Source organism: Methylobacterium sp. 190mf (genome assembly GCF_900107945.1).
GTDB lineage: Bacteria > Pseudomonadota > Alphaproteobacteria > Rhizobiales > Beijerinckiaceae > Methylobacterium.
The window spans coordinates 395,636-409,016 of the sequence record NZ_FNVI01000001.1 but is presented as its reverse complement, the minus strand read 5'-3'; the positions used below and the strand labels follow the sequence as shown (position 1 = coordinate 409,016).

General features: G+C 71.6%; 14 protein-coding genes. 8 read left to right on the top strand and 6 right to left on the bottom strand.

The window, feature by feature from the left end:
- Window positions 1–174 precede the first annotated feature (174 nt).
- Complete coding sequence (locus tag C4T42_RS02050; RefSeq protein WP_091926500.1) at window positions 175–864, bottom strand: invasion associated locus B family protein; 690 nt, start codon at window positions 862–864, stop codon at window positions 175–177.
- A 102-nt stretch (window positions 865–966) separates the two neighbouring features.
- Entirely contained in the window at window positions 967–1,143 is a 177-nt protein-coding gene (locus C4T42_RS31835) for a hypothetical protein (protein WP_020090845.1), read from the bottom strand.
- A gap of 375 nt (window positions 1,144–1,518) precedes the next feature.
- Between C4T42_RS31835 and C4T42_RS02045 the strand changes: the two genes are divergently transcribed.
- Window positions 1,519–2,964: a saccharopine dehydrogenase NADP-binding domain-containing protein gene (locus C4T42_RS02045; RefSeq protein ID WP_103984658.1), complete on the top strand. Its 1,446-nt coding sequence runs from the start codon at window positions 1,519–1,521 to the stop codon at window positions 2,962–2,964.
- Window positions 2,965–3,145: 181 nt separating this feature from the next.
- Here C4T42_RS02045 and C4T42_RS02040 read toward each other — a convergent pair whose 3' ends face one another.
- From C4T42_RS02040 to C4T42_RS02030, 3 genes are all read right to left on the bottom strand, one after another.
- On the bottom strand, window positions 3,146–4,039 hold the full coding sequence (locus C4T42_RS02040; RefSeq protein WP_020090847.1) for a transporter: 894 nt from the start codon (window positions 4,037–4,039) through the stop codon (window positions 3,146–3,148).
- A 141-nt stretch (window positions 4,040–4,180) separates the two neighbouring features.
- Entirely contained in the window at window positions 4,181–5,032 is an 852-nt protein-coding gene (locus C4T42_RS02035; protein ID WP_181049139.1) for a metallophosphoesterase, read from the bottom strand.
- A gap of 44 nt (window positions 5,033–5,076) precedes the next feature.
- The gene (locus C4T42_RS02030; protein WP_091676268.1) at window positions 5,077–5,682 is read right to left on the bottom strand and encodes a cation transporter; all 606 of its coding nucleotides are present in this window, start codon (window positions 5,680–5,682) and stop codon (window positions 5,077–5,079) included.
- Between the two features lie 189 nt (window positions 5,683–5,871).
- Here C4T42_RS02030 and croR point away from each other — a divergent pair, with 189 nt between their 5' ends.
- The 7 genes from croR (at window position 5,872) to C4T42_RS01995 (ending at window position 12,835) form a co-directional block, all read left to right on the top strand.
- Window positions 5,872–6,345 (top strand): 3-hydroxybutyryl-CoA dehydratase, encoded by a 474-nt coding sequence (gene croR, locus C4T42_RS02025; RefSeq protein ID WP_020090850.1) that lies wholly within the window; start codon window positions 5,872–5,874, stop codon window positions 6,343–6,345.
- A gap of 1 nt (window position 6,346) precedes the next feature.
- Entirely contained in the window at window positions 6,347–7,174 is an 828-nt protein-coding gene (locus C4T42_RS02020) for an RNA methyltransferase (RefSeq protein ID WP_181049138.1), read from the top strand.
- Between the two features lie 186 nt (window positions 7,175–7,360).
- Window positions 7,361–8,362 carry a helix-turn-helix domain-containing protein gene (locus C4T42_RS02015; protein ID WP_103984656.1) on the top strand — a complete coding sequence of 334 codons (1,002 nt, stop codon included), beginning with the start codon at window positions 7,361–7,363 and terminating at the stop codon, window positions 8,360–8,362.
- Between the two features lie 232 nt (window positions 8,363–8,594).
- The gene (gene crtI / locus C4T42_RS02010; protein ID WP_026604568.1) at window positions 8,595–10,184 is read left to right on the top strand and encodes a phytoene desaturase family protein; all 1,590 of its coding nucleotides are present in this window, start codon (window positions 8,595–8,597) and stop codon (window positions 10,182–10,184) included.
- Window positions 10,185–10,228: 44 nt separating this feature from the next.
- Window positions 10,229–10,648: a DUF2141 domain-containing protein gene (locus C4T42_RS02005; protein ID WP_020090854.1), complete on the top strand. Its 420-nt coding sequence runs from the start codon at window positions 10,229–10,231 to the stop codon at window positions 10,646–10,648.
- 4 nt (window positions 10,649–10,652) lie between these two features.
- Window positions 10,653–11,630, top strand: coding sequence for an ABC transporter ATP-binding protein (locus C4T42_RS02000; protein WP_020090855.1), 978 nt, complete (start codon window positions 10,653–10,655; stop codon window positions 11,628–11,630).
- Complete coding sequence (locus C4T42_RS01995) at window positions 11,627–12,835, top strand: ABC transporter permease (protein ID WP_042674036.1); 1,209 nt, start codon at window positions 11,627–11,629, stop codon at window positions 12,833–12,835. Before C4T42_RS02000 ends, C4T42_RS01995 begins: the two co-directional genes overlap by 4 nt.
- 26 nt (window positions 12,836–12,861) lie before the next feature.
- On the opposite strand, the gene C4T42_RS01990 is transcribed toward C4T42_RS01995, so the two are convergent.
- The gene (locus C4T42_RS01990) at window positions 12,862–13,362 is read right to left on the bottom strand and encodes a cache domain-containing protein (protein ID WP_020090857.1); all 501 of its coding nucleotides are present in this window, start codon (window positions 13,360–13,362) and stop codon (window positions 12,862–12,864) included.
- Window positions 13,363–13,381 lie beyond the last annotated feature (19 nt).

Below are 13,381 nucleotides of genomic sequence, written 5' to 3'. Positions count from 1 at the left end.
CTCGACCGTTCCGGGGTCGCCCGCCCACCGATCCCATCGCCTCGCCGATCCGAACCCGGCGCGCGGCACCCGAGGGACCGCGGCGCGCGGCGCCACTTCTCGGCGGGATCCTGCTCGACCGCGGCTAACGCTGGCTTAACCGTAACCGGAAAAGGCCGCGGGCCGCCGCGCGGCTCAGCCGCCGAGGGCGACGGCGCGATCGAAGGCCTGCGAGAAGCCCGTCAGGGGCACCGTGACGGTGGCCGGCTCGGTCCCGCCCGCCTTCTCGCCGGTCACGGTGAGGGCCTTGGCGGTGCGCATGCCGTCGAGGGCGAGCGTCGGGAAGCTGATCGCCACGATGCAGCCCTCGGCGCTGCAGGTCGTGTAGGGGGCGCCCTTGCCGAGGGTCTGCTCGTCGAGCTTGAAGGTCACGCCCGGCTCGATGGCGAGCCCGAAGGGCATCAGCACGATCCCTTCGGCCCGACCGTTCGCGGGCGTCTGCAGTTCGAAGCCGAACTTGCGCCGGCCGGTCCGCGAATCGCCCTGGGACTGGGCCACGATGCAGGTGACCTTGTCGCTCGGGCGCGTGCAGGTCATCGTCCAGTCGCCGTAGCTCTCGCTGACGGTGCTGGCGCCGGCGGGCCACACGGCGTGCGCCGCAGCGGCCGCCGGCGTCGCGGTCTCCTCAGGCTTCGCCGCCTCGGTAGGCTTGACCGCCTTGTGGGGAGCCGGCTTCGGCCGCGGCTTGGGCTTCGGCTTCGCGGGCGCCTCGGCGGCCGGAGCGGCATCGGGTTCGGCATCCTGCGCGCGCGCCGCCAGGTTCGGGACAGCCGCAAGCGACGTCGCGATCAGGCTGAGACGCAGAAGCGCACGAAATGTCGACATGGAGTCACGATCCCCCGGAGAGCCATTGGGCGGCAGTGCCGCCTAATGCCCAAGCCGGGGCGACGCAATCGCCGGAGGCGGCGCCGGTGGGTTGCGCGCGTCTCAGAGAGGATTCGGGCCACCGATCGAGCGCGCGAGCGCGCAGCGGCGGGCGAAGGCGCTCTCCGCGCCGACGCGCAGCGTGCGGGCGACCGCGAAGACGAGGGTCAGGAAGCCGGGATCGCGATCGGCGGTCTCGACGGCGGGGCCGGGGATCCGGGCGGTGATGAGCGCGAGCATGACGGACTCCAGGTGCGAGGTCCCGGGCGTTTCGTCGCTCCCCAACTCTACGGCCCTCTGCGCGGCCTTGCTGCATTGCAATATGAGGCCTGCGTCAAGAGACTGCCACTGAGCAGATGATAGGGGACGCATGCGCTGAATTCATACTTCGCGCGACATTTCGGTGAGGGCGCGTTAACGAAGGGTATTGGGCGCGCGGTTGACCGGCGACGGGCAAGCCGCCATTGAGCGCGTTTCCGGCGACTCGGGCCCTGGACCGCACCGGCACCGCTCCGGCGGCGCGGGCCTGTCGCCGCACTGTCACACGCGCGCCATAACCCGCCCGCGAGCAGATGAGCGGACGCGCCCGGCGTCCGCCAGACGAGGATATCCCGCATGACCGACCAGCCGACCCATCACCCGATCCATGGCCGGATCACCGGCCCCATCGTGATGATCGGCTTCGGCTCGATCGGCCGCGGCACCCTGCCGCTCATCGAGCGCCACTTCGAGTACGACCGCGCCCGCTTCACCGTGATCGACCCGGTCGACACGCATCGGTCCCTCGCCGAGAAGCACGGACTGCGCTTCGAGAAGGTGGCCCTGACGCCGGAGAACTACCGCGACGTGCTCACCCCGCTCCTCACCGAGGGCGGCGGCCAGGGCTTCTGCGTCAACCTGTCGGTCGACACCTCCTCGCGCGCCATCATGGAGCTCTGCCGCGAACTCGGCGCCCTCTACATCGACACCGTGGCCGAGCCCTGGCCGGGCTTCTACTTCGACAAGACCAAGAGCCAGGGCGACCGCACCAACTACGCGCTCCGCGAGAACATCCTCGACGCCCGCGCGCAGAAGCCCGGCGGCACCACGGCCGTGTCGTGCTGCGGCGCCAATCCCGGCATGGTCTCGTGGTTCGTCAAGCAGGCGCTCCTGAACATCGCCCAGGATACCGGCCTGCAGCGGCCCGAGCCGAAGACCAAGGCCGAGTGGGCCGCCCTGATGAAGGATCTGGGCGTGAAGGGCGTCCACATCGCCGAGCGGGACACGCAGCGCGCCAAGAATCCGAAGCCGCGGGGCGTCTTCGTGAACACGTGGTCGGTCGAGGGCTTCGTCTCCGAGGGCAACCAGCCGGCCGAGCTGGGCTGGGGGACGCACGAGACCTGGAAGCCCGCCAACGCCCGCGAGCAGGAGAAGGGGTCGCGCTGCGCGATCTACCTGCTGCAGCCGGGCGCCGACACGCGGGTGCGCACCTGGGTGCCAACCGCCGGGTCGCAATTCGGCTTCCTCGTCACCCACAACGAGGCGATCTCCATCTCCGACTACTACACGGTGCGCGAGGGCGATAAGCCGGTCTTCCGGCCGACCTGCCACTACGCCTACCACCCGGCCGACGACGCCGTGCTGTCGCTCCACGAGATGTTCGGCAAGGCGGCCCAGGTGCAGGAGCAGCACCACATCCTCGACGAGACCGAGATCGTCGACGGCATCGACGAGCTCGGCGTGCTCGTCTACGGCCACAAGAAGAACGCCTACTGGTACGGCTCGCAGCTCTCCATCGAGGAGACCCGCCGGGTCGCCCCCTACCAGAACGCCACCGGCCTGCAGGTGACCTCGGCGGTGCTCGCCGGCATGGTTTGGGCCCTGGAGAACCCGGAGGCCGGCATCGTCGAGGCCGACGAGATGGACTTCCGCCGCTGCCTGGAGGTCCAGACCCCGTATCTCGGCCCGGTCGTGGGCGTGTACACGGACTGGACGCCGCTCACCGACCGCCCGGGCCTGTTCCCGGAGGACATCGACACCAGCGATCCCTGGCAGTTCCGCAACGTGCTGGTGCACGGCTGAGGCTTCCGCCGCGCCCCGTCAGGCGGGGCGCGGATCCGCGCCGGATCGGCGGTGCCGTCCTGAACGCACGAAGGGGCCTCCGAGATGCGACGATCTCGGAGGCCCCTTTCGTAAGGCCCCCGCCCGGCCCCGCGTCCTATGCCTGGAATGTCGCCGGCCCGGACAGTTTCAGCCGGCTCGGCTACTCGGCCTGCCGCCGCGTCACGAGGGTGCGGCCCGGCTCGACCTCGTTCTTGTCCTGGTACAGCGGCACGATCGCGCGCAGCCAGCCGCGAACCTCGCGGCCGCCGTAATTGCGCTCGACCACGTCGTGCGTGAGGTAGGCCTGCAGGTTCACGGGCCCGAAATTGTAGCCGACGAGACCGCCCACCGCGATCTGGCCCTGCGGACGGTAGCTCGCCACGCCGGTGGGAAGGTCCGTCGACCCGAAGGCCACCGCGCCGATCTGCCAGGAGCCGAATTTCTTCGTCATGGTCAGGTCGAGGTTCATGTAGTCCGGATAGAGGGTGCCGCTGGGCGAGCGCGTGTCGAGGAAGACGCCGTAGAGCAGGTTCGCCGTGAGGTTCCAGCCCTGGCCGGTATAGCTCAGCGCGAAGCGGTGGGTCAGCGAGGCCGACTGCGTCAGGAACCGCGTCTGGATCGGCAGGTAGCCGCCGAACAGGTAGCTGAAGCCGACATCGCCGCCGAGGTCCCAGGCGAGCTGGGCCGCCAGCAGCTGCTGCCCGACGCCGCTCTGATAGGGCGCGCCCTGGCTGCTCGCCGCCGCGACCGGCTGGGTGAAGAAGAACTGCAGGCGCGCACCCGCGACATCCCAGGGCGTCGCCCACGCGAAGGTCGGCAGGTTGACGTTGGTCGACGAGTCGCGCGGGAGCGTGCCGCGCACGCCGAAGCTCGACAGGTTCACGAAATACAGGCCGACCGGCAGCTGGTCGCCCACCGGCAGGCCGACTGTCTGTCCCGGCTGCGCCGCGGACGCCGCCCGCGCGGTCGTGGCCGTCGACGCGGCGGCGATCGGGGCCGAGACGGCAAGAGCCGCCGCCGCGACCCAACGTGACGTCAGGCTAAATCCGGCCATGAAAACCCCGAACCTGAGCCCCGTCATTCGGGGCCGATCAGGGTTTGACGAGCGTTCACTCCGACAGCATCCCGCCGTTACGGCCAAGCCGTGCGCGATCGCACGGCGTCGACAGACCGTTCTCTTGGCGAGGGGACTAAATCACCGCTCCTCGACTTCGACGACGAAGTCGCCGCGGTAGGTCGTGCCCTCCACCGGGTTCGAGATCCAGCGGCAACGGCCGATCCGCAGGTCGTGGCCGGCGTGGAAATGCCCGGAGATCCAAAGCTCCGGCCGCTCGGCCTCCGCGAGGTCGTCGAGGGCCGTGCTGGCGTAGAAGGCCGGCACCCACCAGGGGACTCCGGGCGCGTCCCGGAAGCGGTCGGCCGCGAGCGGGCTCGCCGGGTGATGGGTCACCACAACGGTCGGTCCGTCGTGCGGGGTCCGGAGCGCCGCGTGCAGGGCCGCCCGCTCGATCCGGTGTTCCGCCATCGCGTCCACCGGCTGCCAAGGGCTGCCGTCGGCCTTGCGGATCGATCCGAGATACTCCCGCGAGCCCGTCACCGGGTCGGTCATGCGCGACGCCGCGTAGGCCACCGGATCGTCGGGCCGGTTCGGCGCGTCCGGTGCGAGCCAGCGCCCCGCCAGGGTCCAGTCGCTCCACAGGGTGGTGCCGACGAAGCGGACACCGTCGATGACGCAGCTCCGCGCGTGCTGGAGCAGATGAATCCGCGCGCCGAGCCCGTTAAGGCGACCGACCTCGGCCTCGAGGGCGGCGATCAGCTCCGGCGCGGTCCGCCGGTCCCCGGTCGGCGCGTAGCGCTCGTGGTTGCCCGGCACCAGCACGATCGGCCGTCCCTGCGCGAGGTGCTGCAGCGCCGCGAGCCCCCGCTCGGGATGTCCCTCGTGGAGGTCGCCCGGGCAGGCGAGCAGGTCGAACGGCTCCGCGGGCGGCGCGATCCGGTCGAGGCGGCGCCGCTCCAGGTGCAGGTCCGAGATGGGGAAGATGCGCATGATGGTCGCTGCCGTGTCGCCGCTTGGGGGCCGCCCGAGGGCCGCTACCGCGCGGCTCTGCGCTCGGCCGCGGCTGCCTTGAGGATGTCGGCGGCCGAGTCGGCGTTGAGGATCGCGATCCCGGCCGCCACCACGAGGTCGGGCCAGGGGGACGGGTGGAGGGCCGTCACCAGGCCGGCGGCGATGATCGCCAGGTTGGCGACGGCGTCGTTGCGCGCCGAGAGGTAGGCCGCCCGGGTCAGGCTGCCCGAGCCGGAGCGGTGCCGGGCGAGCATGAGCGCGCAGGTGAGGTTCACGGCGAGCGCGCCGAGCCCCGCGAGGGTCAGGGGCAGTGCCGCTGGGGCGGTGAAATCGGCGATCTTGCCGTAGGCCGCCCAGGCCCCCGCCAGCGCCGGCAGGAGCAGGATCCCCGCCATGGCGGTCCCGAGGCGGGCGCGGTTGCGCGCGCTCCAGCCGAGACCCGCGAAGATCAGCAGGTTGATCGCCGCGTCCTCGAGGAAATCGAGGCTGTCGGCGATCAGCGCCACCGAGCCGATGGCGAGCGCCACCGCGATCTCGATGCCGAAATAGCCGAGGTTGAGCGCCGCCACGCGGGCGACGACCGGGCGGAGGGCGGGCGGCGCGGGCCGGGGCGCATCATCGGCGATCACGGGACGCCTCTTCGCCGACGCGCGCGGCGCTGTCGAGCGGCCGTTGAGAAAAGCCTGTCCGCGGCTCAAGAAAGTTCGACGCCGTTACGCCTTTGTCCGGGTGGATTCGCCGCCGGGATCGTGCGACGCCGTTGCCGGAGCCGGCTGCACGAGACGAATGACCGGCCGGAACCGGAGGTCTGCCGCGTCATGCTGCCCGAACTGCGCGTGCTCTATTTCGAGGATCTCGAGGTCGGCCTGTCGGAGACCCTCTCGAAGACCATCGCCTCCTCGGACGTGGTGGGCTTCGCCGAGATCACCGGCGACCGCAACCCGATCCACCTGTCCGAGCACTTCGCCGCGCGCACGCCGTTCGGCACACGCATCGCACACGGCCTCTACACGGCCGGGCTGATCTCGGCGGTGCTCGGCACCCGCCTGCCGGGGCCCGGCGCCGTCTACATCTCCCAGACCCTGAACTTCCGCGCCCCGGTGCGGATCGGCGACGTCGTCGACGTCACCGTGACGGTGGCCGAACTCATGCCCGAGCGGCGGCGCGCGCGCCTCGCCTGCAAGTGCTCGGTGGGCGGTGAGACGGTCCTCGACGGCGAGGCCCTGGTGAAGGTGCCGACCAAGGCCGAGGCCGACCCGCTGGCGAACCGCTCCGACCGGTCCCAGGGCTGAGGTGGTTCCGGTCCCGGAGCTCCTCGCCGACCCGGACGATCCCCGCCTCGAGCCCTACACCCGGATGCGCGAGCGCGACCTCGTGGGCCGCGCCGGGCGCTTCATCGTCGAGGGCGAGGTGACCCTGCGGCTGCTCCTCGGGCGCCGCAGCCGCTTCCGCGCCGAATCGATCCTCCTCGCGCCTGAGCGGTGGCCCGGACTCGCCGCCGAAATCGCCGCCGCCGCGGAGCCGCCGCCCGTGTTCGGCGCCTCGAAGGCGGTGATGAGCGCCGTGACGGGCTTCCCGATCCATCGCGGGGTCCTGGCGGTCGGCCTGCGCGGGCCGGAGCCCGGCGCGGCCGACCTCGTACCGCCACCGCCCGCCCCCGCCCTCGTGGTCGGCCTCGCGGGCCTGACCAATCACGACAATGTCGGCGCCGCCTTCCGTAACGCGGCGGCCTTCGGGGCCGACACCGTGCTCCTCGACGGGGCGAGCTGCGACCCGCTCTACCGCAAGAGCATCCGCGTCTCCGCAGGGGCCGCCCTGATCCAGCCTTTCGCGCGGCTGCCGGAAGGGCAGGACTGGCTGCGGCTCGCCGAAACCCTCGATCTCCAGCCGCTGGCCTTCAGCCCGGGGGCGACCGAGACTCTGGACACGCTCGACGTCCCGGCGCGCGCGCTCCTGATCCTCGGCACCGAGGGACCCGGCCTCGATGCGGCGACGCTGGCCCGGGCGCGTCCGATCCGGATCCCGATGGCCGCCGGCTTCGACTCGCTCAACGTCGCCACCGCGGCGGGCGTCGCCCTCTACACCATCGCGCGCGGCCAGGGGCGCCTCGGCAGGCCGTGAACGCGCCGCGACGACAGCTCCCTTCGCCTGGGCCGGCCGTTTCCTGAACTCAGTATTCTCCGCGCGGACGCCGCCAAATAGGGCCGGCGCACAATCGTCCGCCTGCAACACATGGACATCTCGACGCCGCGCGCGGGTGTGCGCAAGCTGAGGTCTCAAGACCGTCACGACGCCGCGCCGGATCGCATGTCGAGTCTCCCGACGCTTCACTTCAACACCGATCACCTCGAACCCGCGCAGGCCTTCGCGGCCTGGCGCGATCTGATGGCACCCATCGTTCGGATCGAGCAGATCAAAGGGGCTCCGGTGCCGCGCGGGAACCTGTCCTGCACGGTCCTGGGGGACATCCTCGCCAGCCGGATGGTCTTCTCGGCCCAGCACATGGTCCGCGATCGCCGCCACGCCGCGGCGACGCCGGATCACTTCACGTTCATGCTCTACGTGTCGGGTGGCCTGTCCGGGGACGTCGCGGGCAGCCCGGTGGTGCAGCAACGCAACCGGATCATGGCCGCCAATATGGGCCGGGAACTCGATGCCCGCGGGGTGAGCTCCAGCGCGATCGGGCTGACCATCCCGCGACGCCTGCTGGCCGACTGCGCGGTCGAGCGGATCCCGATCTTCCTCGACAGGGAGCGGAACCGTCTGCTCGTCGCCCGGCTGCACGCCCTGTACCGCCGGCTGCCGACGGCCACCGCCGACGACGAGCCGGCGATCGCGGGTGAGTTGACCGGTTTCGTCCGCCGCCTGTTTGATCCGTCCGCGGCCTCGGACGTGCTGCAGGGCCCGGAATTGGATGCCGGCTTCGTCGCCCTCGTCGAGCGCCTGATGGATCTCCACCTGGCCTCGCCCGACCTATCGCCGGACCGCCTCGCCGACGGGGTGGGCGTCTCGCGGACCGTGCTGTACCGCGCCTTCCAGAACGTCGGCGGCGTCATGCACCGCGTCTGGGAGAAGCGGTTGGAGGCGATCCGGATCGCCCTGGAGGATCCGCTCGAGACGCGGGCGCTCGTGCGCCTGGCGAGCGAGCACGGCTTCAAGGATCCCGCCCACCTGAGCCGCGCCTTCCGCGCTCGATTCGGGGTGACGCCGCGGGAATGGCGCCAGACGCGGAGGCCCCACGGCACCCGGACGTTCGAGCGGACGCCCGCCCAGGCCCACGCCTGGTACGAGCGTCTGGGCCAGCGCTGACGCGCCCGCTCCACCGAGGACGGCCCGACACGCGATCCGGCGCTGGCGAGGCCGCCGGTGAGGCCACGGGCGGTCCGCGACGCGGCTCGCGTCGAGAAACCTTGCGGATGTGTATCCACCGTATGATCGTATACAGCGTTGTGCGCGCGACAAACGGCTGCAATTGCCGCGCGATGATGCGAAGCTAGCTTGGCTGGACGGGGTATCGGGATTCTGTGAGGAGTCGGGGACGTTGCTTCAGTCTGGGGATGGGTTGCGGGCGCTGACCGGACGCCGGGTGGCCGTGGTCGGGGCCGGACCGGGCGGACTGGCCGCCGCCCTACTGCTCGCGCGGGCCGGGATCCACGTCACCATCTTCGAGAAGGACCCGCAGGTCGGGGGTCGGACGAAGACCGTCGAGGCTCCCGGCGGTTACCGGTTCGATATCGGCCCGACGTTCTTCCTCTATCCACAGATTCTTGCGGATATTTTCGCGAGCTGCGGCGAACGGCTGGAAGACCACGTCAAGCTCGAGCGGCTCGACCCGCAGTACCACCTCGTGTTCGAGGGCGCGGAGGGGATCTCGGGAACGATCCGCGCGACCGGCGATGTCGAGCGCCTGGAGCGCGAGGTCGCCCGCCTCGCGCCGGACGACGCCAAGAACGTCAAGGCCTTCTTCTCCGAGAACCGGACCAAGCTGAACTACTTCAAGCCGGTCCTGGAACAGGCCTTCCACACCCTGCGCAGCATGGCGAGCCCGGCCATGCTGGCCGCCCTGCCCTACCTGCATCCGGGCCGGAGCGTGGACCGAGACCTCAAGCGCCACTTCGCCGACCCGCGGGTGCGCCTCGCCTTCTCGTTTCAGACCAAGTACCTCGGCATGTCGCCGTTCCGGTGCCCGAGCCTGTTCACCATCCTGTCGTTCCTCGAATACGAGCACGGGGTCTATCACCCGGTGGGCGGCTGCGGCGCCGTCTCCGAGGCGATGGCGGGCTTGGCCGGCCGCATGGGCGTGGACCTCCGGCTCAACAGCAACGTCGAGGAGGTGCTGTTCGACGGCAAGCGCGCCACTGGATTGGTGGCGGACGGCGAGACTTTCAACGCCGACGCGGTGCTGATCAACGGTGACTTCGCGAAGGTCGTGCGCGCCCTCGTCCCGGAGCGGCACCGGCCGCGCTGGCGCGACGCCAAGATCCGGAAGGCTCGGCTCTCCTGCTCGACCTTCATGCTATATCTCGGCCTCGAGGGGAAAATGCCCGACAGCCTCGGGCATCACACGATCCTCTTGGCCGACGGCTACGAGAAGAACATCCGCGAGATCACGGAGGGCACGCTGCCGATGCAGCCGTCCCTGTACGTGCAGCACGCGGGCTACACGGATGGCGGCATGGCGCCGCCCGGACACACAGCCCTCTACGTGCTGGTGCCGGTGCCCAACCTGAAGGCGGGGATCGACTGGGCGGCGATGCGGGAGACCTACCGCGCCCTGGTCCTGGAACGGCTGAAGCTCCTCGGAATCGACGATCTCGAGTCCCGCATCCGCTACGAGCGGATCATCGACCCGACCCAGTGGGAGGAGGATTTCGCCGTCCACGAGGGCGCCACCTTCAACCTCGCCCACGACCTGATGCAGATGCTGTATTTCCGGCCGCACAATCGTTTCGGACCGGGGCTCTACATCGTCGGTGGCGGCACCCATCCGGGCTCGGGCCTGCCGGTGATCTACGAAGGAGCCCGCATATCGGCCCGGCTGCTGATCGAGGAGCTTGCCGGTGCCCGCGCCGCCGCCGCGGCCGGCATCCCCGACACCGCCCCGCTGGCCACCTCCAGCGAGGCCTCGTGAGCGCGGCGACCGACCGGAGCCTTCTCCGGAGGCCGAGAGGACGCGTGACGGTTGCCGTGGCGGCCTGGTTCTGCGCCGCGGCCGTGCCGGCATGGGCCGCCGCCGTCCAGGTCGAGGTCGACGGCATCGAGCCCGGGGGCGGCCAGGTGCGCGTCGCGCTCTGTCAGGGCGGTCTCTCGGAGACGTCGTGTCTCAGGGGGGACGACGCGCCGGCCACCACTGACCGGGCGCGGTTCACCTTCCGGGATGTCCCGCCGGGAACCTACGCGGTGGCAGCCTACCAGGACGCCAACGGCAACGGGCGCCTCGACCGCACCGGCCTCGGCCTGCCGCTCGAGCCCTACGGCTTCTCGGGGGCCGTCGGGCGGCGAGCGCGACCCGACTTCGCCGAGGCGGCCTTCGCCCTCCGGGAGCCCGGCGCCGCCGTACGGGTGCGCCTCGGCCGTGCCCTGCCGGGTCGGTGAACCGATGGACGCCCCCCTCGTCCGGCTCGCGGGCGTCGGCCTCGACCTCCGCGGCCGACGGGTGCTGGATCAGGTCGATCTCGACCTCGGCACTGGCGACACCTTGGCGCTGCTTGGACCGAACGGGGCCGGTAAGTCCTCGCTGATGCGCCTCGTGGCGGGGCGGCTCGCGCCCAGTGCGGGCTCGGTGCGCGTGGCCGGAGCGGACCCGTACCGCGCGGGACAGGCCCGCCGCGCCATCGGATGGGTGCCGCAGGAGATCGCCCTCTATCCGCGGCTGACCGTATCGGAGAATCTCGGCGTGTTCGGGCAGCTGGCGGGGGTTTCCCGCCGCGACCGGAAGGCGGCCGTGGAGGCCGCCCTGGCCATGGCCGACATCGGCGACGTGGCTCGGCGCCCGGTCGGCGTCCTGTCGGGCGGGTACCGGCGCCGGGTGAACATCGCCGCGAGCCTGATGAACCGGCCCCGGCTGGTGCTCCTCGACGAGCCGACCAGCGGCGTCGACCTCGCCGCGCGGGCCGCGATCCACGCGGTGCTCGATCGCCTGAAGGCCGCCGGCACCGCGATCCTGATTGCCACCCACGATTTCGCCGAGGCGGAACGCCTCGCCTCCCGGGTCGCGTTCCTGGCCCAGGGCCGGGTCGTGCGTGCCGGCCGTCTCGCCGACCTGCTCGCGCAGTTGCGCACGGGCGCGCCCGAGCGGGAGCTGAGCCTCACCGGCCCGGTGACGGGACAGGCCGAGGGCGTGCTGCGCCGGGCCGGCTTCGTGCCCGCCGAGGCTGGCGGCCTCGTCTGGCGGTCGGTCGAACGGGCCGGCCTCGACGGCGCGGCGCTGCTCGGCGCCCTGCGCGCCCAGAACGTGCCGGTGGCCGAGATCCGGGTGCGGGCGCCGCGGCTGGAGACGCTCTATCTCGACGCCCTCCGCCCGCGGGAACTGACGGATCCCGAAGCCACCCCGCTCCGGGTCGGGGCCGCCGGATGATCGCTGCCGCCTTCCGGGTGATGCTCCTGACCCTCCTGCGCGACCGGGCCGCGCTGGTGATGGCTTTCGTGCTGCCGACCGTGATCTTCTCGATCTTCGCGGCGATCTTCTCCGGTGCGATCGGCGACCGGATCCGCATCCATCTCGGCTTGGCCGACCTCGTCCACACCGCGGCAACACAGCGCCTCGCCGACGCGCTCGCGGCCGATCCCTCGCTCCGGGTGACGCGGCTGCCCGCGCCCGACATCGACGCCGTGGCGCAGGCGGTGCGGGCCGGCGAGGTCGACGTGGCGCTGGTCCTGCGTGGAGACCTGATCGCCGCCCCTGCTGAGGCCGCGCCCGGTTCCGCGGACCAGCCGGTGGTGCTGGTCGAGAACCCCGCCAAGGCGCTGGCGACACCGATCGCCCTCGGCCAGCTCCAGCGGGTCCTGAACGAGGCGCTGCCCGACGTGGTCCTGTCGCGGGTCGTCGCCGACGTCGAGCGCACGGGCAAGATCGGTCCAGACGAGCGCCGGTTCCTCGACGAGGCCTTCGCCGAGCAGCGTGCCAAGAAGGAACCGTTCAGCTTCGCCTCCCTGGTGGAGCGCCGCAGCACCGCGTCCGGGACCGCCAATGCCCGGGTGAGCTACTACGCCGGCGCGATCACCGCGGTGTTCCTGCTCTTCGCCGCCATGCAGGGCGCCATGTCCCTGGTCGAGGAGCGCGAGACGGGCCTCACCGAGCGGCTGATGGCCGGGCCGGGTGGATTGCCCGTCGTGGTGCTCGGAAAGTTCGCCTTCCTGACGCTGCAGGGGCTCGTCCAGGCCGGACTGATCTTCCTGGCCGCTGCGCTTCTCTACGGCGTCGAGATCGGTCCGCACTGGCCGGCCTTCCTGGCCGCCTGCCTGCTGGTCTCCGCGATGGCGGCCGGTCTGGCGCTCGCGGCCTGCGCGCTCGCGGCCTCGCGCCAGCAGGCGCATCTCGCCTCGACCTTCGGGGTGCTGCTGCTCTCGGCGGTCGGAGGCTCGATGGTCCCGCGGTTCCTGATGCCGCCCTGGCTGCAGCAGGCCGGATGGCTCACCCCGAACGCCTGGGCGATCGAGGCCTACCAGAGCGCCCTGGGCGAGGGCTTCTCCGCCGCGGCCCCGGCCCTGGGCGTCCTGGCGGCGCTGACCCTGGCCGGTCTCGCGTTCGCCCTCGCGTTGGCGGCGCGGCGGACGGCCTAGGTCCCGGCGTCCCGACCCGGACAGCGCTACTCCACGTAGACGCCGGCACCGACCAGCGCCTCCACGCCGGCCACGCGCGTCGCGCAGACGTAGCTCCATTTCACGCTCGGCGCCGACTGGCCGGGCTTCGGGAACATGTAGTCGACCCATCCGGCCCCGAACCGCGTGACGGCGTCGATGAAATCGTGGTGGAACTGCTTCCCGTCGGCGTCGCGCTCGTGGAGCAGGTCGTGGCCCTCGCGATTCGGATGGGCGGCGTTGAAGAGGACGATCCCCCGCAGGTCGACGACGAACAGGTAGACGTCCCCGTATCGCCAGGTGCTCCCCTTGCGCCGGAACGCGTCGAACGCCCGCGCGCCCTCGGCCTCCAGCATGTCGGCCGCCCTGTTGACCAGGGCCTCGATCTCGGCCGCCTGGTGCAACGGCGGGGGTGCTCGCCGGGCGGTGGCCGGGATGGCCAACCCCAGGACGAGCAGCACGATCCCGACCAGCAGGGTTCTCGACAGGCCGTCGCACCGCCGCGTCACCGGCAGGCGGGGATCTGCG

Coding starts and splice junctions, on each gene's coding strand:
- C4T42_RS02050 (WP_091926500.1), bottom strand. CDS start 864: ATGTCGACATTTCGTGCGCTTCTGCGTCTCAGCCTGATCGCGACGTCG.
- C4T42_RS31835 (WP_020090845.1), bottom strand. CDS start 1,143: ATGCTCGCGCTCATCACCGCCCGGATCCCCGGCCCCGCCGTCGAGACC.
- C4T42_RS02045 (WP_103984658.1), top strand. CDS start 1,519: ATGACCGACCAGCCGACCCATCACCCGATCCATGGCCGGATCACCGGC.
- C4T42_RS02040 (WP_020090847.1), bottom strand. CDS start 4,039: ATGGCCGGATTTAGCCTGACGTCACGTTGGGTCGCGGCGGCGGCTCTT.
- C4T42_RS02035 (WP_181049139.1), bottom strand. CDS start 5,032: ATGCGCATCTTCCCCATCTCGGACCTGCACCTGGAGCGGCGCCGCCTC.
- croR (WP_020090850.1), top strand. CDS start 5,872: ATGCTGCCCGAACTGCGCGTGCTCTATTTCGAGGATCTCGAGGTCGGC.
- C4T42_RS02015 (WP_103984656.1), top strand. CDS start 7,361: ATGTCGAGTCTCCCGACGCTTCACTTCAACACCGATCACCTCGAACCC.
- C4T42_RS02000 (WP_020090855.1), top strand. CDS start 10,653: ATGGACGCCCCCCTCGTCCGGCTCGCGGGCGTCGGCCTCGACCTCCGC.
- C4T42_RS01995 (WP_042674036.1), top strand. CDS start 11,627: ATGATCGCTGCCGCCTTCCGGGTGATGCTCCTGACCCTCCTGCGCGAC.